The following is a 22,704-nucleotide window of genomic DNA, read 5'->3' on the forward strand; positions in this document are numbered from 1 at the left end:
TCGCGGTGGCGGTCTCCGCGGGGGCCGGTTGCGTGCCGAGTTTTTCGGCGACGTATTCCTGCAGGTCATCGCGTAGCTCGTCGGGATTCCAACGGGCGCAGCTCAAGGGGTGCTGCAGCCCCGTCGGCGTGCGGTGACCGGCGTACTCGGCCAGTTGCCAGCCGTTCTTGCGCCCCACCGGCCCCAGCAGGCCGTGTACGTAGGCGTGCATCCGCCGCCGCAGGTCGGACCGAGAGAACTGGCGGCCGACCTGCATGAATAGCTCCTCCAGTTCCGCCGACCAGACGTCGGGGTGCACATCGTCTTGCGTGATCAGCGCAACGGCCCGCCGCACCCGAGGTCACGAACTACCCGAACCTGACGGGACGTCACCCAAGTGCACTCAGAAACACGGCTCTGGCCAGCAGTGGCAGCGAACTGCAACTGGGGTGTTAGAGGCAATGCCTGCAGGGGGAGAAAGTTGCAGACTTCGGCGCTCAAGTTGGTGTGCGCGCCCCTTACTTCAGGGATGAGCGCCCCTTCGCCGCGTCGTAAATCAAAGAACGACAAGGGGTTTTGGCCCGGAATTCTAGGCTTGGGTTTATACCCCTGGGGTCAGTGTGATTGAGAGTTGATTAATGATGTTCTGGTGCTGTTTCGATCAGGTGATCGGCGTCAGGGTCCGAGGTGGGAACGGAAGCAGGTGGCGGGCAATTGAAGAAATGTTCGAAGCGCATATCGGGTTGCGGTCTATATTCAGCCATGCATACTTAGGGCGGGCCTCATGCGCTTCTCAGCGTCTGCGAGGAGTTACAAGGGGAGGCGATGGAGAGTAATGGGCTGGTCTGGCTGACTCATATAGTGCAGCTCGATGTGGGCGCGGTGTTTCTTGTTTCGGGAGTGTCAAAAGTGACGTCTCCAAGGGCATTCGCGCACACGGTGAGGGAATATCGAATCGCGCCACGCTCGATCACGGACGTGGCGGCGGTCTCACTGATCGCCGCGGAACTCCTGATCGGAATGGCTGTGTCGACGGGTTGGATGCTGATGCTCGGACTTGGCGGCGCCGGGCTATGTCTGCTCGCCTTTGCCGTGGGCGTGACGGTCAATCTGCGCCGGGGACGGATCATCTCCTGCGGTTGCTTTGGCGCCCGGGGTGAGCGCATCGGATGGCGCATTCTCGCCAGGATCGGGCTGCTGGCGGTGGGGGTCGTCTTCGTGGCCGCGTCCAGTCTCTTGGCGGGGGTTCCACCACTACGGGTCGGGGAAATCCGGTCCGCCGAGTTGGTGGCGACGTTAGGACTGGCATGGGGCGTCGCGATGGTGGCCGGGTGGCTGCTGTATTTCCCTCAGCTCATTGCCGTGCTGCGCGGAGCGAAGCCGACGCATTGAGCGCGGTGTTTTCGGTCATCGTCATGCGATGTTCCTGGCCATCTGCCACATAGGCCATAGGTCATAGTGAATTCGGCATGAATCGAATCCGGAGGTGATCTGTGATGTCCACGGGGTTGCTGCTGTCATATCTGGCGCTGTGGCTGTTGGTCGTCTTCCAGGGGCTGGTGCTGCTGGGACTCACTCGCGCCGTCCACAAAACCCCGCAGACGGGCGCCGCGTCCGTCCCACCCAACGGATTCCCTTCTCCTGCCCCCGGGATGCGGACCGGACGGCCAATGCCGGATTTCTCTGCCGTGGATCTGTCCGGGCAGACGGTTGACGGCGGCGCTTTCACCGGACAGCGCCGGGTCATGTTGTTCACCAAGCCCGGATGTCTGCCCTGTTCGTCCGCGCTCGACCGACTGGATGCCCTGGCCGCCGAGGCCGGCGGCGAAGTGATCGTGGTCTGCGCGGCCGAGCACGAACCGTGCCGGCGCCTCGCCGAGCAACGCGGGCTGCGAACGCGGGTGCTCCTTGACCCCGACACCGCGCTGACGACGTTGTTCGGTGTGACCGCCACCCCGACCGCGGTATTCATCGCCGCCGACGACATCGTCGGAGGTTACCGGCACCTCGGCAGAGCTGAGGAGCTGACCCAGATCCAGTCGCTGTTGCAGCAGATGGTCCGGTTGGCGCCACCCCCTGGGCCGCCCTCGACCACAACCAAAGCGTGATGAACTCCAGCGGTCATCGTGACGAATCGACCGCCGGGAGCGGGGACCCGAACAACTGAGGAAAGGAGAGGCAGGCCAAGAACGACGTATCGAGCAAGCACCCACACCTCAAGAAGAGGACAGAAAAATGGAGAAGTTGACTGCAGGCATCGAACTGGCAGGGACGACCCTGCACCTGTTCTGCGGGCCAGCCACCGCCAACACCAACTACAAAGGCGGCGGGGTAACCGCAGTACCCGGGATCGTTCCCTTCGACGACGCGGCAAGCTATGTCGCCTGCGTCATCGACACAGGTATCACCGTCACCCGGACCTCGGACAGCGGAAACCTCACCACCAGCTGCGACTCGGTCACCGCCATCAACGCCACAGGCACCGTCGAATACGTGGGCACAAACAACACGTCCACCTACAAACTCGACACCATCACCGCGGTCAGTCTCTTCGGACAGCGAGGAGGGCTCGCATGTGGCACCGTCACAGGCGGCATGTTCGCGGGCGCGAACGTCTGTGAGCTCTTCATCCGCGCAAGCGACCAGATAGCGAACTGCATCACTCCTGGAGGATCCGTGACGCGGTCCTCTGGCGCGAACTACCTCCTCATCTACAGCACAGCGTAGGTAGGCGCCACCATTCATTGTCGGCGTGGTGGGCGGCCGATCACCACGCCGACAATCGACGAACAACTGGGCATTGGGTTCCGCATCTCCGGAAGTGGCGGACCATCGGCCAGGCCCGCAGGCCGTATGCCCCCGTGCCCGCCTCGGCCCCGCTCACGCCCGCTCAGGTGCCGGAAACACCTGTCGGCGTGGGCTGAACCTTGGTTCTGGATCACTTTCAGTGCCGGAGCCATCGTTTCGGCCGTCGTCGAGAACACCCTCCCGATGTGACGAACCCACGTCCGACACCGATGCTCTGTGATCACGAGAGACCTGTGCCCGCGCTGCCATCATGGCCGTCCGAACCGCTGTGCAACCAATTCGCCGTTCTGCTGCCGCAGCGGCCCGAGTTCGCTCCGGTCCACACGTTGAGATGCCACAGACGCCGCATCAGTGACCGGATCGTCGTCGACGACTGTTGCGAGTCCTTCGCTTCGGTTGCTTCTACCAGGCCATCGCGGACTCCGTTTGCTCGGCCGTCACCATCAGCAAACGCAGGGACGAGTGGATACGCCTGGGGCTGTTCGCCCGGCTAAAGCAGATCGCGCTCGACGCCTAGGACCGCGTCGTCGGTCTCGTACTGGACCGGATCGCCGTGGACGGCGCCATCACCAAGGCCCCCGGCGGCGGTGAAGCGGCCGGACGTTCACCGGTCGATCGGGGCAAGCCGGGGCATGAAGCGGTCGGGCATGACCGAGGGCTACGGTATCCGGCTCGGCCGCGTCGCGGTGGTGCACGCACAGGGCGGCGGGGCCGGGTCGCCGCCCGGCCCCGCGACGTCCAGCCGTCATACGGCGGTCAGCCGGCGCGCGGCACGGCCCGCCGAGCTCTCCTCAACAGGCGTATCCCATACGGCGCGAAAGCTCCTCACCAGCGGCGACGGTGCGCTTGACCACTTCGGGCAGCCGCTCGGCGTCGAGCCGGTACGCGGGCCCTGAGACACTGATCGCGCCGATGACCGAGCCGTCGTGCGCCCGCACCGGCGCCGCGACCGCGCGCAGCCCCAGTTCCAGCTCCTCGACCGCCACCGCGAAGCCCCGCTCCACCACCTCGGCCAGCTGATCGCGCAGTTCGCCCGGCGAGGTGACGGTCCGTTCGGTCAGACGCGGCAACTTCCGTGACAGCACGGCCTCTTGGACCGGCCGGGGCTGGTACGCGAGCAGCACCTTGCCGCTGGACGTGGCGTGCAGCGGGGTCCGGCGGCCGAGCCAGTTCTGCGCGGTGACCGACGCCGGTCCGCGCGTCTGCATGATGTTGACCGCCGCGTCGCTCTCCAGCACCGCGATGTTGACCGTCTCGCCCAGCTCGTCGGCGAGCGTCCGGCAGATCGCCGCACCCTCCTGCGAGATGTCCAGCCGTACGGCTGCGGCGCCGGCCAGCCGCAACACCCCTGCGCCGAGGTAGTACTTGCCGCGCTCCTGCTCCTGGGCGACCAGCCCGCGGTTCTCCAGCACACCCAGCAGCCGGAACGCGGTCGACTTGTGCACACCCAGCTCGTCGGCGATCTCGGTCACCCCGGCCTCGCCCAGCCTGGCCAGGATCTCCAGTACGGTGACCGCCCGGTCAACGGACTGCACCGCACTGACGGCACCTCTCGGAGGTCTCCCCGTCGGCTGCTTTCTCTCCCGCGCCTCCGTCTTTGCCGATTCCGTCATAGGTCGTTCTCACCACCCAGCTCGCTGCCACCGTCCAGCGACCCGATCAACGCCGACATTTCCGGGGACCGCTTGACGCGCTGGCCCCCGTCTGGATACTGCTGCGCATAACGCTCTGTCGTGTGGATTGCGAAACTCAATCATACGGAACGGTTACCGCTTTACCTTTCACTCCGCCAAGATCATTACTTGGAGCGTGCCCGGAAGATCGTGTAAGAACGGGCGCGGAATGGTGGTGTGAGAGGGCCGATGCTGGTGCAGGCACGGACCAGGCCCACACCCTCGTACGGCTCCGCGCCATCCAGGCCGCCCTGGTCTTCTGCGGCCTGTCGCACTGGCTGAAGGAGACCCCTCGGCTTCGGCTACACCACGCCCTCTCGACACCGCTCAGCTACACGAGCCGTACGGTGCCCGGCTGCTGGTACTGGTTGGCAGTGGCCGTACGGGGCCGGTGCTTGCGAGTTGCCGACGCAGGCGCTCGATCTCGTCGTGCTGGGCAACCAACCGGGATATAGCCAAGGTCTTGAACTCAGACAGCTCCGCCAGTTGCTCGTCGCGGGCAGTGATCCTCTCCTTCATCTCGGCGATCTCTCGTTTGAGCCGTTCGATCTGGGCGGCCCGAGGATCGACGATCTCTCCGGCGGCGTGGAGTTCGCGTAGCCGTCGCTCGAATTCCTCGGCGAGGTGCTGGTAGGGCCCGGGTCTGGGGGTGCCGTCGCGGTTCTTCTTCGGGTAGAAGCCGGTGCGGGTGATCCCGGCCATGGTGGCGAGCGTCTTGAGGTCGGCTTTGCCGCCGGGCGGGAGGCGGCCGGCCAGGATCCGTTCCATGGCGGCCCGGATCGCGGCCTCGTTGCGGGCCTTGTCCGTTTCGGTGAGCCGGGCCACGGTCACTCCTCCCCGGCCGGTGCGGCGGCGCTGGCGGCGTCGATTTCGGCGACGACCCGCAGGGCGCGGTCGCGTTCAGGAATCAGCCGCTGCTTCTCACCCCTGGCGATGCGTGGGCTGGCGATGAAGACGTCGATGGTCTGGGCCTGCCCGGCCCAGACAGGGCGGTGGCAGGGCTGGTGGGTCGCTTGCGGGCAGCGGGCCGAGTCGCACATGCCCACCAGCGGCTTCTTCACATCCGGGGTGCCGGCCATCCGCAGGCACAGTGCCTTGGCCGGGTCGCGGAACCAGCAGAAGTTCGCGGGTCCGACGTGGAGGGTCTTGGCCAGCTTGCGCAGGAGGTTCTCCAGGTGGCGGTCATCGTGGAGGATCTTCGGGTCGGTGCGGGCGGCGTCCTTGAGTGCCGTGTCGATGTGGGTGAAGGCGTCGATGAGGCTGCGGGCGCCGGGGCCTGCCGGCATGATTCCGGCCTGGGCGTCGCGGAATGCCTGGACAGTCAGCTTCAGGTGTTCTGCTTCCTCCGCGGCCTCGATCTCCGCGTGGAAGAGGCGCTGCGAGCCGCCGGGGCGCGAGGCGTAGCCCTCGGTGGTGGCCACGCTGATGTGTTTCAGCCCCACTTTGGCCGCCAGCAGACCGCCGGGCCGGTGCGCGATCGACAGGGCCAGCGTACGGCGCAGCATACGGGAACCACACGGCCCGCTGGGGATCACCGGCATCCCCCAGCGGGCGCGCAGCCCGGTGCGCTCCAACCAGGCCCGCAAGTTCCCCACCCGCACGGTGAAGTCGACGTTGCCGAACAGCGCGCATCCTCGAGGCCGGCTCACGAGTCGTTCTGCGAGCGCGATGGCGCCGTCGACTTCTTCGATGACCACCCACTCGTCCGGGACTCCGCCGAACCGCTTGTTCTTGATAACCTTGCCCGATAGCCGGAAACGGCGGCCTCCGCCGGTCACGGTCCGCGCGGGATTGCGGCAGCCCACCTCCAGCTCAAGCAACTCCGAGGAACGCATCCCCGAAAGCGCCGAGGTCACCACGGCGCAGGCGGTAAGAACGTGGCCCACCGCAGTGCGCAGGTCGTCACCGGCCAGCGGTGCGGTCCACGGGATCAGCTCGTTGTCGCCGTAGCGCGGAATGCTCGGTGCGTTGCGCGCCCACGGGCCGGCGAAGCCCACGGCCTCGGCCACGTCCAACAGGACGGGCCGCAGATGCGGCTTCGCCGAATCGGCGATCTTCCGGAAGCCTGCCAGACTCACCAAGTGTCCCCAGGCCAGGGGCCGCAGCGGATCGCCACTGCGGTCGGAGTGCCGGGCGAACTGGTTGGCGGCGACCTTCGGCAACGGCTCCGCCCGTTCGCGGAACTGCTCGCACAACACTCTCAGCGCGGGAACGTCAGCGATGCGCGCCACCGACATCCTCGCCCGGACTTCCTCGTGTGCGAGCCGTGCCTCCACCACATCGGCGAGGCGCGGGCCCACCACATTGACCAGGTACAGGCAGGTCGCCAGGAGCGGCTGCAGAAGCTCGTCGGGCACGGGCTGCACGGAGTTCTCGCCGCGGTTCTTCACGCCGGTCACCACCGAAGAGGGACGCCCGTCCCACGGGACGAACCCCTCCTGGTAGGCGTCGGTGGACAGCAGCTCGGCATAGAGGGTAATCACCTGCATCGCCTGAACGACGATGGTCACGGATTCGGGGTCCAGACGCCATCGCGACAGCCCCAGGGAGGGGGAGGACCAGGACTGCTCCTCCAGATGCCGTGCGCACATCTCCTGCGTCACCTCGTCCAGGCGGCGGATCCCGCAGCGGGTGAGGTAGTTGAACCACAAGGTCAAGTAGAGGAGATAGCGATAGCAGGTGCGCGGGCTGCGCATGGTTCGCGGCGCGTGCGGGCACTGAACGACCGCATCGTGCTGGGGTGCCAGGAGTGCGAGGAGGATCTCCTTGGCCGTCACGCGCCAGGCGGGGTTGAGGATCTGGGTGAAGTCCCAGTCCAGTTCGTACGGTTGGATCTGTCGGTGGGCGTCGGCCAGCTGCATGCGCCAACGGTCCTGGTCGAAGATGACGCGCGGGGCACCGGGCACCAGGCGCAAGCCGGCGACATGGCACACGTCGGCGCCGGCGAAGGCGGAGCGGGCCCGGCGCGGACCGGGAACAGTTATCGGTCGGGGCATCATGCGCTGATCTCCTCGGGGCGCAGGGGCAGCTCGGTGTCGTCGTCGGCCACCTCCAGGCGGGCTCGATCGACCGCGGTCTTGGACAACTGGGTGAGCTTGGGCAGGATCTCGTTGTCCAGACGGTCGGCGTACGGGCCGAAGCTTCGAAGGAACTGGTCGACGGGCATCTGCCGAAACTGCCGGGCGAAGAACGCCTTGAGCCGCAGCAGGTTCGCTCCGTGGCGGGGCAGGAACAGCGCGAGCGGGCACAGCAGGCACACCCAGGGCCGGGCCGGGCACGGCTTGCCCTTCGGGCCGTGCAGCCCGGCCAGTTGGTCAGCACAGGCAGCGGTGAACACGTCGTGTTCGCCGCCCAGCAGTTCGGCCAGTGCAGCCGCGTCCAGTTCCAGGCGCCGGACCGCTTCGGGGAAGGCGTTGGCCGCCTCGGCGGCCGTCTGGCTGGACAGCACGACCGGGGGCAGGGCCTTGCGCAGCACGTCCGCCTGCCCGTCCTCGATGATCGACTCCACGGCAGCCAACTGCGCGGGCGTTGTCGGCGTCACATAGTGGTCGCCCTCCGTCCGGGAGGTGTGATTGGGGTCGATCGTCGTCCGGCCAGTCCAGCCCCGTCGCGCCAGCCGCTCCTCGTAGGTGGTGCGGATCCGGCTGCGGTTGATCTCCAGCCGCTCGCACCGGTCATCGACCAAGTTCATGTCCCGGATGAAGGCACGCTGCGGCTGGTTATTCTTCTGCAACCCCAACACCCCGTTGACACCGTGCGGTTCGCAGGCAATCCACAGAGCCTGGCGCAACCCCTCGGGCGCGAACCGCCGCAGAGGTTCGGCGTGGGCCAGCCACCACTGAAGCAGCCGAGCCGCCTCGCGCGGCGGCGTGGCGCCCTCCGGTCCGCTGCGGCCCTTGTAGTAGCTCAGCAGGATCGTCGAGTCGCCGGCCCACTCGACATCGCCCAGCTCCAGATCAGCAATTCCATCCGGGACGATCCCGCTGTACATGCCGAACAGCAACCGATACGCCGTCTGCACCCGCGGAGTGGGGAACAGCGCCTCACGCACCCTGCGCAACGCCGCGTACGTCCCGTCGGGACCCTCGGCGCGTCTGCGCACGTAGCCCTTGATGTACTCCCGGTACGCCAACCCGGACATCGGGCCATCGCGCAGCAGGAGGTAAGCGATGTCGTCCTCGCTGTGCCGCCGGCTCTCGCGCGGGTCCTGTCCCGCCTCGGCCGCCTTGAGCATCTGGCTCTGCCGAGCCCGGCTGTCCTCGATGACCCTCCGGCAGGCGGAGTGCATCCGTTCCCACTCGCCGTCGCTGTACGCCTCGTACGACCCAACCGGCGGGTGCGGCAGGACCGCGTGCCCCTCCAACAGCGCCCTCACCTCTGGTCGCAGACAGTCATTCTCCTCATCCATGGCCTTCAGTACGATCCGGGTGCCGCACTCGCACTCGTGCGTCCCCGCCATCCAGTACCGCAGCAACAGCGCCTTCGTGAGGCCCGCCGCGGATCCGACGAAGCCCATCTTCGCCAGCTTCTTGACCATCTGCCGTACCGAAGCGGCATACCGCCGTGCGGTGTTCTCCGCTCCGATGCCGCCGTGCGGATGGGCGCATCCGGCCAGGCCCACCGCGAGGTCACGGGCGAGTTGCGGGTTCGGCAGCCCAGCCAAGTCGGCTGTCCACGTGCTGCCGTTGCGCAGCACGAACCGGACCGCCAGGGGCTCCTCGATCACGATCGCGGGCATCAGGAAGCCCCCTCGTCCGCTACCGCCTGCGGCACGTCGAGCCCCATGCGTTCTGCGGTCTCCCGATATGCTTCGCGGTAAATCCGGGTCACGTCCAGGCGCGCGATATAGACTTCCGTCGAAAGCACGCTGAAGTGGCCCAACAAGTCTCGCAGCACCAGCATCGGTTCGTGCTTGGACAGATACAGCGCGAGCGCGGCGTCCTCGTCGGCCGCAAGGACCAACTCGGCTGCCCGCTGGTAGTGGCCGGTAATCAGCTGCTGCAGCGTGGCCATCGCAAAGCAGTGCCTCAGCCGGTGCGGGGAGACCGTCGGGAACCGAGGCTCGAACCGCTCCCGGATCCGCGCCGCCGTACGGCGGAAGACCGTAGCCCAGTCCACGAACGGCTTGCCCGAGGACTGCAGGCCCACCAGCGGCGACTGGCCCTCCGGCGTGACCAGGCACAGCCGCTCGCGCAGCGTCAGCTTCCGCCACGATCGCCGCACCCCGTTGATCGTGGCGCCCTCCCAGTCCGGCGCCTCCACGAGCAGCGGCTCACCCAACCGCCACGGCGGCCGCCACACGAACCCCTCGGCCGACGCCGCCCGGTCCAGGTCGATGTACTGGTGCATGCGGGCCAGCGGGTCGTACTGGACCCACGTCGTCCGGTCCTTCTTGCCCTTCGTCAGCGCCCGGCCCAGCGGGAACAACACCGGTAGCGACGACCGGCGCCGCGGCAACGGCGGCACCTCGTAGATCGTCAGATGTGTGAACTCCTGCCGCCGGGGGCCGCTGGACAACACGAACTCGCCCATCGCGGCATTCCGCGCACACTCACGGCCCCGGAAGACCCGGTCCGGAGAACCGTCGGGCTCAAGGCCCGCCAGAGCGCGGACGAACAGGCCACAGAAGTCCTGCTCCATGTACTTGATCGAAGTGTGCGGCCGCGGGCTCCGCACCCGAGCGAGGTTCCGTTCGACGTCCACGAGGACGCCATCGGCGACGCGCTTCCCCATCCGGTAGGTGAACGGGATCGACTGCGCGAACCCTTCGGCTCGTGCCCACTTGTAGAAGGCGGACAGGTGACCGACATGGAGGTTCCAGGTGCTGCCGTCCCACCGCTTCTTCAGCGGACCGGCAAAGCGGTCCTCCGCATACATGCTCAGCGCGGCACGCAGCTCCCGCCGCCCGCCCAGCGGGTGAACTCCACGCTCCTGGAGGTAGGACATCCACTCGCACAACGTATTCGCGTGGTTCCGCCAAGTCCGTTCCGCCGGCGCTCCGTCGAGCGGGAGCTCCCGGAGCCACCGGTTCGCGACCATCGCTGGCCGAGGTACCCCCGGGGCGTCCTCGAAGCGAAGGTCGTCATCGACGATGACGGGCATCCGGTCACGGATCAGCGGCTGCCGATCAAGATCCCAGGACTCCCACCCTCTCGCAGAGAAGTTGATCAGGTGCATGACGTTGGACCCTAGGTATCCGACATGACCTGCTGCAACAGACTGCCGCGCTCTCTGCGAGAGGGGTGTACGGAGAATGGGACACGCTGATTAAGCAGCGACTTCGGCCTTGTTGGCGATCGGTGAGCCGGCCATGACCTGGAACGGTACGGCCCCGTCGAGGTGGTGGCGTAGGGTCTGGGCGAGCGCTTCGCGTTCGTCATCGGTGATGCGGTCTGCGGTGGTGTCGGCGACCATTTCGACCGTCGCGTGGAGCAGGTTGTCGCTCAGCGGGGTGATCGGGTAGGGCTTCATCGCCTCATGGCATGACCTGACGAGCTGCGCGAGGTCCTGGTCCACAGTGAGGTCCGGGACCAGGTAGGCATGCAGGACACGGGCGCCGTCACGCCAGGGTGATCCTTGGAACTGGGGTACGAATTTCCTCACGGCTGACTCCCTTCTGCCCGTGCGCCGACATGTTGCTCGGCGCCCTGGTGCCCCTGGCCGAGTGGTACCTCGGCGAGGACGGTCCAGGTGTATCGGTCCCGCCAGGTCTGCTGTTGGTCCACGAGGAAGACCCGCTTCACGGTCATCCTGGCACGGGGAGGTCGGAGTTTGGTGAGTGCTCGGGAGAGTTCGTCGTGGTCCCATTGGGCGCCGCTGTACGCGAGGCTCATGTGTGGCCAGAAGCTGTCGTCCGGGGCTGCCGGCATCGCCTCCGGGCCGACGACGCCTTCGGTGGCGCGTCGCAGGCCCCAGAACAGTGCGGAGATCCGGTCTTCGGGATAGATCGCGAGGGTGACGCCGTTGTGGATGGCCTGAGTTGGCCCGATTTCGATGTCGAACGGATCAAAGCCGCGCAGCGCCGACTGGCCGGCAGCGGCGACCGCGGCAGCTTGGGCCGGAGTGAGTGAGCCGATGGAAAGCAGGGTCGAGTGCAGCCACTCGACGGGCACCGGGCTCAGTTCGGGGTGGCGGCTGAGGAGCTCGGCGTGAGCGCGAGCGTAGCTGTGCATGGCGGGCTGGTCGTCGAACAGCAGATGCCAGTGTGCGCGACGCTCGCCTGCCGGCCAGTGATGCGTTGCCCAGAAGTCCCTCATCACGCACCACCCTCCACCTTGCTGGGGTCCACGTCCACCCAGATCGGGAGATGGTCCGACCCCGCTTCCGCGGCTTTGCTGCGGTGGACTCCGTAGCGCACGAGTGCGGGAGCTGTGGGGCGGGTGGCGAGGATGAGATCGATGCGGCGCGGCCCCCAAGGGTCCGGGTCGCCCGTGCCGTCTTTCCAGTGGCCGACGGTCGGGTGCGGGGGGACTCCCAGGTGAACTGCAGCGTCGACCATGAAGCCGCGGCGGAGGAGGGCGTGGGTCTGTTCCCGGTCGGCCAGCTGTTCGCCACCGATCGTGTCAGGGATTACCTGGTATTCGAGATCGTCGTGGTCCTGGTCGAGGTAGGGCTCGGCGTCGTAGTAACGCCGCACCCCACCCTCGACGACCGTTGCTGCAGAGGGGGCGTTGAAGTCACCGATGGCGAACCCTGGCTTCGCCCCGCCGGTTCGCCGGTAGATGCCTTTCACCCGCAGAGCCTCATTGGCGCGGAAGTCAGGACGGAAGGGGTCACCGTGGTAGGAGCCCACCGTGACCGGTTCGCACGCTCCAATGTCGAAGCGCGCGGTGGCAAATCCGTGCCAGAAATCGGGTGCCCCGTAAGGCCGGTAGCTGCCCGGCACGACACTTACCGCATCCGCGTTCCACAAGAGCGCCGTATACCAGGGGCGATGGGAGTTCGCGGCCATGGCGGTGCCGTACGGGTACCCGGGCGTGCTTTCGACGGTCGCGGTCAGTCCGCAGTCGGCAGCGAATGCCTTGATGGTCTCAGCGGCCGTCTCGTCCCACTCGTGCTTGGCGGTCGCGCTTTCGTCGACCACTACCTCCTGAAGGCCGAGGATGTGCGGGCCGATCTCGTGGACTGCGGCGACGCGTGCCTGCCAGGCGGCGCTGCCACGCGCATCGAGGTTGAGTTTGTAAGCGTTCAGGTTCGCGATACGGATCAAGGTTATGCCCCTCGTGCGTTGTTGGGGTCTGGTGTGGTGCGAGGTCTGCGTTCGCCGGATGCGGGTGTGTGCCTTGTGCGGTGAGCACCATGTCCTGCTGGCCCAGGGGCCGGTAGGGCTCGCCGCCGACGCTCTCAGACGGCTTGGCGCCCGACGAATTGCTTAGGGCCAGCCGGTGTCTAATGTCACGAGCCACATGAGGCCAGCAATCCACCGGCAAACAGTAGGAGGATCAGAAACAGGAGCATGAATGTCGCGGTACGCATCGGCGGGTCCGGCTTGGGCGGGTCCGGCGGGACATGGCCGTGAATGTGGTCCGCGCGCAGGCAATCAGGGCAGTTGGGATGGTGCAGCATCGCAAATTCACCTCCCTATGCCGAGGAGGGCCATCTGTTGTGCCCCGAGCGTGAGTTCCTCCGCGGTGGTGCGCGGTACCGAAAGAGCGAAGAGGAGGTTGTAACTGCCGTGTCTGGTCATTGGTCTTCCTGGTCGGTGGTCATGCGCGGGTGAGCCAGCGGTGGCGTTCGGCATCGGTGACGATGCGTTGGTGGTGGTCGATTTCCAGGCGGGCGAGATGGGCGTAGTGATCGACGACCTCGGCACTGAGGGCCTCGCGCACGATGGGGCTGTGCCGGAACGCCACCTGGGCCTGCTTGAGGGTGGAGGGCAGGGGGGTGCCGCCTGCGCCGTAGGCGTTGCCGGTGTGGGCAGGTCCGGGGGTGAGTTCTTCGGTGATGCCGTGGTTGATCGCTGCGATGGCCGCGGTCACGGCGAGGTACGGGTTGGCGTCCGCACCGGGCACTCGCACCTCCAAGTGCAGGTTTTCACCGTGGCCGACGACTCGGATCGCGCAGGTGCGGTTGTCGTATCCCCAGGTGAAGGCGGTGGGCGCGAACGAGTCGGGCACGTAGCGCTTGTAGGAGTTGATGTTCGGCGCGTACAGCGGGCCGAGTTGGGGGAGAGCGTCGAGGAGGCCGGCGACGGCGTGCTCGGCGAGTGTGGACAGGGCGCCGTCCGGATCGGTGAGCACGCTGGTGTCGTTCTTCCACAGCGAGAGGTGCAGGTGCAATCCGCTGCCGATCCCGGTCTGCGGCGCAGCCATGAACGTGGGGGTGAGCCCCATTCGCGTTGCCAGGGCGCGTGCGGCGTGCTTGAAGACCAGGTGCCCGTCGCAGGCTGCGATCGGCTCGCCGTAGGGGAAGGTGACTTCGACCTGTCCGCCGGCGCCTTCCGTTTTGACCGCCTCCACCGGTAGCCCGGCCCCGGCGAGCTCGGCTTCTAGGCGGCGGAAGAACCGGAGTGCTACCGGGGTGTGGTCCAGGGCGTAATCGAGGTTCTCGGCGGTCAACGGCGTCATGTCCTGGTCGCCGGTGCCCCGGTAGAGCACGAACTCGGTCTCCAAACCGGTCTTGACGTGCAGGCCGTGGGCGGCGAGGCGGGTCAGTTGCCGGCGCAGCATCTGCCGCGGCGCTACCTCGATGCGTTCCCCGTGGCGGTCGGCGACGTCACCAAGGACCAGCGCGGTGCCCGGCATCCACGGCACGAGCCGGAGGGTCGAGATGGCCGGGGTGACCGCAATGTCCTGGTAGCCGGTTTCCCACGAGGCCAGCGTGAAACCATCCAGCGGCGTCATGTCGACGTCGGTGGCCAGCACGTACGCGCACATCTCGGCGCCCTGGCGGGCAACACGTTCGCAGAAATGCCGCGCGTTGTACCGCTTGCCCTTCAGCCGGCCCTGCAGATCGGGGACGGCCACCATCACCGTGTCGATCCGCCCTGAGCTGACCAGGGCCCGCAGACGTTCGAGGGTCAGGCGCGCATCGGCACCGTTGTCGGAGTTGGCTGCCGGCATCACACGATCTCCTGATCGAAGCGGTCGGTGGAGCGGTCGAAACTGCGGGAGGGCACGTCATAGGCACGCTTGCCCGCGGCCCGCCACCAGGCCCAGGCCAGCACCAGTACGGCGATCAGGGCGACCGGGGCATAGTTGAAGGTGCCGACGGAGACCGGGCTCGTCTGGGGCAGGCAGAACAGCACGGTGACGAACACGACCCAGGCCACGGCGACGACGCCGACCGTCACACCCCACCGGCCCAGGTTCCAGGGGCCGGGCCGGAAGCGGGCGCGGTGCTTGACGCGCAGGTAGATCGGGATGGCATAGGCGGGGGTGATCCCGATGACGTTGATGCTGGTGATCGCCGCGTACGCGCTCGGGCTGTACAGACTTGGCGCGGCGAGCAGGGCCGCGGCGCCGACGGCCAGCCAGACCGCGTTGCGGGGCGTGCCGGTGCGCTCGTGCACCCGCCGCCACAGCCCCGAGCCTGGCAGGGCCCCGTCCCGGCTGAACGCGAACACCATCCGGCTCGCCGCGGCCGTCTCGGCGTTCCCGCAGAACAGCTGGGCGACGATGACGACCAGCAGCAGCGCTTTTGCGCCGGCCACGCCGAGGGCGTCTAGAAAGATCTGGGCGGGCGGCACCCCGGTCGCGGTGGCGCGGGTTGCCGCGTAGTCCTGGATCGCGAACGTCAGACCGGCCAGCAGCGCGAACCCGGCCGCCCAGGACCAGGTGATGGCTCGCATGATGCCGCGCGAGGCGCTGACTTGGGCGTTGGTGGTCTCCTCCGACAGGTGCGCGGAGGCGTCGTAACCGCTGAAGGTGTACTGGGCGAGCAGCAGACCGATGGCCGTGACGTACAGGGGGCTGGACCAGCCGGTGTGGTTGGCGAATGAGCCGAAGACGAAGCCGGGGGACTGGTGGTGCGCGGGCACGAGGGCAAGGACGCCGACGATTAGCGCGACGCCGGCCAGGTGCCACCAGACGCTGATCGAGTTCAGGATGCTGACCAGCCGGACCCCGAACAGGTTCAACGAGGCGTGCAGGGCAAGGATGATCAGGTAGATCGCCATCGTCTTGCCCGCGGTTGGCTCGAAGCCGAACTGCAGGTTCAGCAGCGCTGCGGTGAACTGCGCGGCGCCGTAGTCGATGCCGGCGATCGCGCCCAGCAGCCCGAGGAGGTTCAGCCAGCCGGTGTACCAGCCAGCCTTGCGCCCGCCGAGCTTCTCCGCCTGGAAGTACAGGGCGCCCGAGGTGGGGTAGGCGGACGTCACCTCCGCCAGGCCGGCCCCCACGAACATCACCATTACACCGACTGCGATCCAGCCCCACATCATCACCGCCGGGCCGCCGGTGGTCAGGCCGAAGCCGTACAGCGTCATGCAGCCGGACAGCACGCTGATGACGGAGAAGCTGATCGCAAAGTTGCCGAAGGGACCCATGCGGCGGGTGAGCACCGGCTCGTAGCCGAGTTCGCGCAAGTACGCGTCATCCGGGGCGCGATGGGAGCGTGCGGACCGGCGGTGCTGGGCTAAGCGGAACACGAAACCTCCAGGAAGTGAAGAAGAGGGGTGAATGCGCTGAGTGGTGCCCGTGGTGGCGGTGCTGGGCAGGTCACGGACAAGGGGGGCCGGCGCGCGGGGCTTTCCTGTGCGTGTAGGCGAGCGATTCGCGGCGTGCCCGCAGCATCAGGTCCTGGCCGCCGTCGTCCCCCAGGAGCCGGTCCTCCACCGAGGACCATGGCTCGTGAGCCGCGTAGGGCTCCATAGCGGTGAACACCTCCGCCGCTTCTGCGAATTGGTGACCGGCCCACAGCGCATACGCGAGGTGACTGAGGTCGGTCAGCGACCGGAGAGCGGGGTCTGCGGTCTTGAACCAGTGGTGGAAGGCGTTACGGGTGTAGGAGTGCAATGGGTCTTCGGCCCACTGCCGTCGCCACAGCGGGTGCACCTTGCCGCGCTGCATCTGCTGGCGGCACTGTTCGACTTGGGCGTATGCCGGTAGCAGGAGCAGGGGCGATTTGGCCGGCGCCCAGGACGCCACCCACCGTCCGAAGTCGAAGACGGCAGCCAGCCCCCCGGAGGCGGGGCCGTCCCGGGAGAGCAGGGCCTGCAGGATGCGGTGGAATGCCTCCCGGTTGAACGGATCCCGACGGTGCACCTCTCCCAGCAACTCCCACGGCCCCGGCGGCAGCATCGGCTCCCTTGACGGCACACGGTGCTCCGGACGCATTTGACGCACGTCGATCTGCGCGAGGGCCAGCAGGCACACCCACGGGACCGGATCGTGCGGAGCCCGGTATGCCGCCATCTGCGCCGCATGCCGGCCCCGGGTCTCGAACTCGTAGACGATGGCGTGGTGTTGGCGGTGAGCGCGCAGGGCCCGCTCCACGATGACCCGGGCTCGCATGACCTGGGCGTCGTAGCTGTCCGGCTCCTCGGCCAGCCACACATCCATCACGTCGCTCCCGGCAGCAGCGACCGCCAGGACCTGCGTCCGGGACGTCCTCAGCGCCAGAGACCTCGTGGTGGACAACAGGTTCCGGGTGGCCGACCACCGTCCGGCTCGCAGCTCTACCAGGGCCACGCGCAGGTCATCATCGCTGCCTGCCGGGTCATACACGGGATACATCAGCACTCCTCGGGCCGACTCGGGACGTCGCGCTGTCTCGCCGCTGTGTCCGAGATGTGCGCCCTGCTGACCGGCATTTTGAGTGCTGCCTCGATCAGGCCGATGTGGCTGAATGCCTGTGGGAAGTTGCCTATCTGGCGTTTGAGCTGGGGGTCCCATTCCTCCGCGAGCAGCCCGAGGTCGTTGCGGAGCGAGAGCAGCTTCTCGAAGAGCGTGCGGGCCTCCTCCACGCGGCCGATCATTGCTAGGTCGTCGGCGAGCCAGAACGAGCAGGCCAGGAAGGCTCCTTCGTCGCCTTCGAGGCCGTCTACGCCTTGCGCGTCGCTGGCCGTCGGGTAGCGCAGGATGAGGCCGTCCTCGGTGGACAGCTCGCGCTGGATGGCCTCGATGGTGCCGATGACGCGCTTGTCGTCCGGCGGCAGGAAGCCGACCTGCGGGATCAGTAGCAGTGAGGCGTCCAGCTCCTGGGAGCCGTAGGACTGGGTGAAGGTGTTGCGCTCCTTGTCGTAGCCTTTCTCGCAGACGTCCCGGTGAATGGTCTCGCGCAGGTCCTTCCACCGCTCCAGCGGCCCGTCCACGTCCCCGGACTCGATCAGCTTCACCGTGCGGTCCACCGCGACCCAGGTCATGACCTTGGAGTGCACGAAGTGCCGGCGCGGCCCGCGCACCTCCCAGATGCCCTCGTCCGGCTCGTTCCAGTGCTTCTCCACCCACGCGATCAGCTTCAGTTGCAGGCTGACCGCGTGGTCATCGTGTGCCAGGCCGGAGGCGTAGGCGACGTGGAGGGCTTCGGTGACCTCGCCGTAGACGTCCAGCTGGAGCTGCCCCGCGGCGCCGTTGCCGACCCGCACCGGGCGCGAATCCTCATACCCGGGCATCCAGTTGAGGTCGGTCTCGCCCAGCTCCCGCTCGCCGGCGATGCCGTACATGATCTGGAGGTTCTCCGGGTCGCCGGCCACCGCCCGCAGCAGCCACTCCCGCCAGGCCCGGGCCTCTTCGCAGTAGCCGGTGCGCAGCAGCGACGACAGGGTGATCGCCGCGTCGCGGAGCCAGGTGAAGCGGTAGTCCCAGTTGCGGACCCCGCCGATGCACTCCGGCAGGGACGTCGTCGGCGCCGCCACGATCCCGCCGGTCGGCGCGTACGTCAGCGCCTTGAGCGTGATCAGTGAGCGCACCACCGCGTCCCGGTAGGGCCCGTGGTAGGTGCAGTGCTCGACCCACTCCCGCCAGAACTCCTCGGTCGCCTCCAGCGACGCCTCCGGCTCGGCCAGGGCCGGCGGCTGGTGGTGCGAGGGCTGCCAGCTGATCGTGGACGCGATCCGCTCGCCCGGTGAAACGGTGAACTCGGAGACCACTGTTCCATGGTGGGCGGTCGCACTGGCCTGGGCGTCCAGCCATATGGCGTCGGGGCCGGCCACCGCGAGGGCCCGGCCGTCAACCGAGCGGATCCACGGCACGACCTTGCCGTACGCGAACCGCATCCGCAGCTCCGACCGCACCGGGACCCGGCCGCTGACGCCCTCCACGATCCGGATCACCTGCGGCGCGCCGTCGCGCGGCGGCATGAAGTCGATCACCCGGACCGTGCCGCTCGGAGTGTCCCATTCGGATTCCAACACCAGGCTGTCGCCTCGGTAGCGGCGGCGGTCAGCAGGCTGAGGGCTGGCGCCGGGCCCATGGGCCGGGCCGATGCGCCAGCAGCCGTGTTCCTCGGTGCCCAGCAGCGCCGTGAAGACCGCCGGCGAGTCGAAGCGGGGCAGGCACAGCCAGTCGACCGAGCCGTCCCGGCATACGAGCGCGGCCGTCTGCATATCGCCGATGAGCGCGTAATCCTCAATGGGCATGGACATGGGTTTGTGTCCGATCGTCGTGCGGGAGCGTTCCGCGGGGAGGTACGGCGGCAAGGAACCGCTGGGTGACGCGGGCTTTGCTGTGGTGGCGGGATTGTGCGTAGGCAGCCTGCGCCGTCTCGCAGTACACGCGGGGGGACGCGAGGAGACCGTGGGCGAGGTCCAGCAGGGCGCGAGGCCCGTGGTGCGGTTCGGCCAGCAACGCCTGTCCGCGCTGCGCGGGACCAACGAGGTAGGGCAGGTGCCCGCGCCGGTATCCGACGACGGGAACTCCCACGGCCATGGCCTCCAGAGCCACCATCCCCAGTGAGCTGGAGGTGGTCGGCGCGATCACGACCGCAGCCCCCGAGAGCCACATGGGAACGGCATGCCATGGCAGCTCTCCGCGCCAGTGCATGTGCTCGGCCCGTTCCACCTGGCGTCGGCAGGCATCCGCCAGGGCGACGCCGGCCGGTCCCGACTGCAGGTAGTGCGTTGCTGCCGCGACACGCACCACGCACGAGCCGACGGCCGCCCTTCGGCGCCGTGCCGCCTGCAGCAGGGCGACCACGCCGTCGAAGGTGTCCCCTACCGCGCTCAGAATGCGAAGGTCGCCCCACTGCAGGCGGCACAGGACGCTGGCGGGCCTTGGTTCGGGCGGTTCGTGAAGGAGAGCGTGGGGAACCACACGCCACGTTGAGGTGTCCCAGCCGCGTTGGTGTGCCGCGTTGAGGACCGCTGCGGTGGAGGCGAGCACGATGTCGGCCCATCTCAGCGCCATCGCGTCGCGGTCATCGGGCAGCTGGTCCACCGCCAGCACCCGGCACACCCCGGCGGGGAGATCCATGTGCAGCCGGCCCAGGCCCCACAGCGCGTCGGTGAACAGCACCGTGTCGGCGTTGTGCCGGGCGATCAGCGACCGCAGCTGACGCTGAAGACCCCACGCGCCGCCGCCGATTGCCTCGCGGAGCGCGTCGGGCGGGCAGGGCAGGCTGACGGGCAGGTCGATCTGCTCCACAACCACGCCCTCAAGCCTGGGCCCGAGCATGGGCGGGGCCGCGGTGACGATCACTGCCCGGTGCCCGGCCCCCGCCAACCCGACGGCCAGAGCCGCGGTGGCTTTCGCGGAACCCGAGGCCGCGTTCATCTGCCAGGCCAAGCAGATCAACAGCACACTCCGGCGACCGCAAGCGGCAGCCGATCCGCCCTGGCGAGGCCGGGGAAACACGGCGACGGAATCCTCCGTGCGCTGCGGGGGCTGCCAGGGCCGACGTGGGTCACGGGCGCGACGGGGGAGCGGTGAGGTCATCGCGGACCGGCCTTCATCGCATCCGTAGCAGGCGTGTTCCCGCTCGGTGCGGGCACGTCGGCGTACTGCGCGGCCTGGATCCGGTAGCCGTCGCGGAAGATTCCCGGGCCGTCCCACTCGTCGGATATGAGTTCCGCGAAGGTGCCGGATTCGACGACGCGGCCGTGGTGCAGGACGTGGATGAGGTCGGCTACCCGCACGGACCCCAGCCGGTGGGTGATCAGGATGATGGTCTGGCCGTCGCGGGCAAGGGCGCGGATCTTCTCGAAGAATTCCTGCTCCGACCGTGCGTCGAGTGCCGCGGTGGGTTCGTCGACGATCAAGATGTCGCCGCGCCTGTAGTGAGCGCGGCTGATCCCCAGTCTCTGCCACTGTCCGCCGGAAAGCTCGTGACCGCCCTTGTATCCGCGGGCCAGGAGCGTGTTGAGGCCGCTCGGCAGCTCCTTGACCAGTTCCTCCGCACCCGCGTACGCGACGGCCTCGTCCAGCCGTTCCTGGCACAGCGGCTCGTCGGGTCGGCCGAGGCCGATATTCACCGCGGCGGTGAACGGCCAGTGGTAGAAGTCCTGGTCGACCAGAGCGATACGGGAGACCAGCTCGTGCCTGGAGGCTGTGGCGATGTCGACGTCGTCCCACAGGATGCGGCCGGAGTTCGGACGGTACAGGCCGCACAGCAACTTGATCAGCGTGCTCTTCCCGCTCGCGTTCTCCCCGACGAGCGCGACAACCTTCCCGGTGGGAATGGTCAGATTCGCCCCGGCCAGTGCAGGCTTCTTATTGCCTTCTTTGCCCTGGTAGGTGAAGTGGACGTCTTCCATGGTGATCAGGGCCGGCGCGGCGGGGAGCGCGTCACCGCCCTGGGGGATGGCGCGCTTGGCGGCCTCCTCGCACATCCGGTGGAGGTCGGCGATGAACAGGCTCTCTTCGTGTGCGGAGTTGATCTGCAGTACGAGGTTCTGCAGGCTTCCCGCGCCGCTGCGGATGGCGAGCACGGCGGTGCCTCCCACGGACAAGGCCATCGCTCCGGACCACACCAGAGCGGTGAGGGTTCCGTATGCGGCGATGGATGCCAGCCCTGTCCAGGCTGCTGCGAACAGCCCCGTGCGCGCTGCCAGGGTCGCCAGACGCTTTTGTTCGTTCTCCTGGTCCCGCGACATCGAGCGGTAGTGGTGCAGCAGGAAGCCGGCCGCTTCGTGGACGCGGATTTCTCGGGCGGCCTCCTTGGAGATCAGCAGGCGGCTGATCAGCTGTCCGGCACGCGCGTACTGGAGAAAACTGTGAAAGGAGATGTAGCGGCGGCGCGCTACGGCCAAGGCAGCCCAGCCGCTCGGCAGGGACATTCCGATCAGCATCGGGAAGAGCAGGGGATGCAGCACGGCGAGAACCCCCGCCATCGCGATCAGCGACAACGCAGCGGAAACGATCGCTGTGGAGTACCTGACCATGCGACGGGCCGCGCCGGCACCGTACTGGGCGCTGTCGAGAAGCCGGTGGAACTCGTCATCCTCGATGGCCTCAAGCTCGACGTTCGCGGTCTGCGTCAGATACATCTCCGTCGCGACCCGCTCTACCTTCGGCTCCAGCCGCCCCGCGCCGGCCGTAGAGATGGCCTTGAACAGGGCACCGGCCGCCGCGCAGATTCCGGCTGCGGCCAGGGCAGGGGCTGCCGCGGACAGCCGATCGGGGACAGCGCCCTGGCCCATGACGTGCGCGAGAGCCCGGTTCACGGCGACCAGCCCCAGAGCCTGACTTCCCCCGCGACCGACCTCTGCGACCGCCACCCTCCGCAAAGCGCGCGGATCCGCCTTCCGGGCCAGACCGACGGTCAGGCCCAGCAGATACGGCAGCCGGGTCGCCATCGCCCCCAACTTCAGTTGGAGGAAGGCGTCCTGGTGGGAGTTCCAGCCCAGGTCGTAACGCAGCTGCCCGCCGAACAGCAGCCGCTCCGAGGGCGATTCGTCTGCTGTCGCCGTCCCGGCTGCTTCAGCGGCCTTTCGGCTCCACCTCACGGTCGGCTCCCTTCGGCGGGCGTCTCGCAGACCTGTGCGGTAGCCGGGCGCTGTTGCTCCAGGGGGCCGAATCGCCTCCGGCCCTGCGGGCGGGATTCCGGGCCGGACATGGGCTCCTCACGCAGCGGTCGATAGGGCAGGGAGGCATGAGCAGGTTCGTGGCGGAGGCTGCTGTGCGACGGGCGTCCGGAGAGCGGGTTGGCCTGCTGCCGGGTCTCGGGTCGGCTGTGCGGCGGACGCCACAGCGGCCTCGTTTCCGGCCGGTCCCCCCACAGGACCCGGCCGGAAACGAGGGGCTTGAAGGGGCCGCGATTGCGGCATCGAGCGGATGGCGCCACCAGGTCGACCACCGCGCTGGGACACAGCGTCATTGCGACCGCCGTTGTAGCCGCATCGATGAGGGCGGATGCGCACGAGCTGTGC

The 22,704-nt window shown here is 67.9% G+C and carries 19 protein-coding genes and 1 pseudogene; 4 read left to right on the plus strand and 16 right to left on the minus strand.

Translation table 11 applies throughout. The features are described from left to right. Positions 1-298: transposase (locus tag RZ84_RS37210; protein ID WP_241777906.1), on the minus strand; the 298-nt coding region annotated here is incomplete at its 3' end. Between the two features lie 506 nt (positions 299-804). Between RZ84_RS37210 and RZ84_RS35280 the strand changes: the two genes are divergently transcribed. The 4 genes and pseudogenes from RZ84_RS35280 to RZ84_RS29300 all read left to right on the plus strand — a co-directional run. Next, on the plus strand, positions 805-1,371 hold the full coding sequence (locus RZ84_RS35280; protein WP_078894310.1) for a MauE/DoxX family redox-associated membrane protein: 567 nt from the start codon (positions 805-807) through the stop codon (positions 1,369-1,371). Positions 1,372-1,475: 104 nt separating this feature from the next. Beyond that, positions 1,476-2,087 (plus strand): peroxiredoxin family protein, encoded by a 612-nt coding sequence (locus tag RZ84_RS29290; protein WP_043267197.1) that lies wholly within the window; start codon positions 1,476-1,478, stop codon positions 2,085-2,087. A gap of 127 nt (positions 2,088-2,214) precedes the next feature. After that, positions 2,215-2,706 (plus strand): hypothetical protein, encoded by a 492-nt coding sequence (locus tag RZ84_RS29295; protein ID WP_043267199.1) that lies wholly within the window; start codon positions 2,215-2,217, stop codon positions 2,704-2,706. A 314-nt stretch (positions 2,707-3,020) separates the two neighbouring features. Beyond that, positions 3,021-3,470 (plus strand): annotated as a pseudogene (locus tag RZ84_RS29300) (IS5/IS1182 family transposase); the annotation flags it as partial. 108 nt (positions 3,471-3,578) lie between these two features. Here RZ84_RS29300 and RZ84_RS29305 read toward each other — a convergent pair. The 15 genes from RZ84_RS29305 to RZ84_RS29370 form a co-directional block, all read right to left on the minus strand. Next, positions 3,579-4,322 carry an IclR family transcriptional regulator domain-containing protein gene (locus RZ84_RS29305; protein ID WP_043267201.1) on the minus strand — a complete coding sequence of 248 codons (744 nt, stop codon included), beginning with the start codon at positions 4,320-4,322 and terminating at the stop codon, positions 3,579-3,581. Positions 4,323-4,787: 465 nt separating this feature from the next. Continuing rightward, positions 4,788-5,285 carry a DASH complex subunit SPC34 gene (locus tag RZ84_RS29310; RefSeq protein ID WP_043267203.1) on the minus strand — a complete coding sequence of 166 codons (498 nt, stop codon included), beginning with the start codon at positions 5,283-5,285 and terminating at the stop codon, positions 4,788-4,790. A gap of 2 nt (positions 5,286-5,287) precedes the next feature. Continuing rightward, positions 5,288-7,459 carry a hypothetical protein gene (locus tag RZ84_RS29315; RefSeq protein WP_052230228.1) on the minus strand — a complete coding sequence of 724 codons (2,172 nt, stop codon included), beginning with the start codon at positions 7,457-7,459 and terminating at the stop codon, positions 5,288-5,290. Beyond that, positions 7,456-9,198: a hypothetical protein gene (locus RZ84_RS29320; RefSeq protein WP_043267205.1), complete on the minus strand. Its 1,743-nt coding sequence runs from the start codon at positions 9,196-9,198 to the stop codon at positions 7,456-7,458. Before RZ84_RS29320 ends, RZ84_RS29315 begins: the two co-directional genes overlap by 4 nt. After that, positions 9,198-10,637 carry an integrase gene (locus RZ84_RS29325; RefSeq protein WP_043267207.1) on the minus strand — a complete coding sequence of 480 codons (1,440 nt, stop codon included), beginning with the start codon at positions 10,635-10,637 and terminating at the stop codon, positions 9,198-9,200. The genes RZ84_RS29320 and RZ84_RS29325 overlap by 1 nt, the downstream gene beginning before the upstream one ends. A gap of 90 nt (positions 10,638-10,727) precedes the next feature. Then, positions 10,728-11,063 carry a hypothetical protein gene (locus RZ84_RS29330; RefSeq protein ID WP_043267209.1) on the minus strand — a complete coding sequence of 112 codons (336 nt, stop codon included), beginning with the start codon at positions 11,061-11,063 and terminating at the stop codon, positions 10,728-10,730. Continuing rightward, positions 11,060-11,716: a 2'-5' RNA ligase family protein gene (locus RZ84_RS29335; RefSeq protein ID WP_043267211.1), complete on the minus strand. Its 657-nt coding sequence runs from the start codon at positions 11,714-11,716 to the stop codon at positions 11,060-11,062. The genes RZ84_RS29330 and RZ84_RS29335 overlap by 4 nt, the downstream gene beginning before the upstream one ends. After that, positions 11,716-12,669 carry an endonuclease/exonuclease/phosphatase family protein gene (locus tag RZ84_RS29340; protein WP_043267213.1) on the minus strand — a complete coding sequence of 318 codons (954 nt, stop codon included), beginning with the start codon at positions 12,667-12,669 and terminating at the stop codon, positions 11,716-11,718. The genes RZ84_RS29335 and RZ84_RS29340 overlap by 1 nt, the downstream gene beginning before the upstream one ends. Before the next feature lie 185 nt (positions 12,670-12,854). After that, entirely contained in the window at positions 12,855-13,025 is a 171-nt protein-coding gene (locus RZ84_RS40150; protein WP_206743097.1) for a hypothetical protein, read from the minus strand. A 140-nt stretch (positions 13,026-13,165) separates the two neighbouring features. Then, on the minus strand, positions 13,166-14,521 hold the full coding sequence (locus RZ84_RS29345) for a glutamine synthetase family protein (RefSeq protein ID WP_052230229.1): 1,356 nt from the start codon (positions 14,519-14,521) through the stop codon (positions 13,166-13,168). Further along, entirely contained in the window at positions 14,521-15,984 is a 1,464-nt protein-coding gene (locus tag RZ84_RS29350; RefSeq protein ID WP_241778101.1) for an amino acid permease, read from the minus strand. Before RZ84_RS29350 ends, RZ84_RS29345 begins: the two co-directional genes overlap by 1 nt. Positions 15,985-16,117: 133 nt before the next feature. Continuing rightward, a complete protein-coding gene (locus tag RZ84_RS29355) occupies positions 16,118-17,134 on the minus strand; it encodes a hypothetical protein (protein ID WP_052230230.1) in 1,017 nt (338 codons plus the stop codon). Further along, positions 17,134-18,984 carry a glycoside hydrolase family 15 protein gene (locus tag RZ84_RS29360; RefSeq protein ID WP_052230231.1) on the minus strand — a complete coding sequence of 617 codons (1,851 nt, stop codon included), beginning with the start codon at positions 18,982-18,984 and terminating at the stop codon, positions 17,134-17,136. Before RZ84_RS29360 ends, RZ84_RS29355 begins: the two co-directional genes overlap by 1 nt. After that, on the minus strand, positions 18,968-19,987 hold the full coding sequence (locus RZ84_RS29365) for a glycosyltransferase (protein WP_157878939.1): 1,020 nt from the start codon (positions 19,985-19,987) through the stop codon (positions 18,968-18,970). Before RZ84_RS29365 ends, RZ84_RS29360 begins: the two co-directional genes overlap by 17 nt. Positions 19,988-20,268: 281 nt before the next feature. Continuing rightward, positions 20,269-22,131, minus strand: coding sequence for an ABC transporter ATP-binding protein (locus tag RZ84_RS29370; protein WP_241777908.1), 1,863 nt, complete (start codon positions 22,129-22,131; stop codon positions 20,269-20,271). Positions 22,132-22,704: the final 573 nt, after the last annotated feature.

Origin of the sequence: Streptomyces sp. CT34 (genome assembly GCF_000805335.1) — a bacterium.
Classification (GTDB): domain Bacteria; phylum Actinomycetota; class Actinomycetes; order Streptomycetales; family Streptomycetaceae; genus Streptomyces.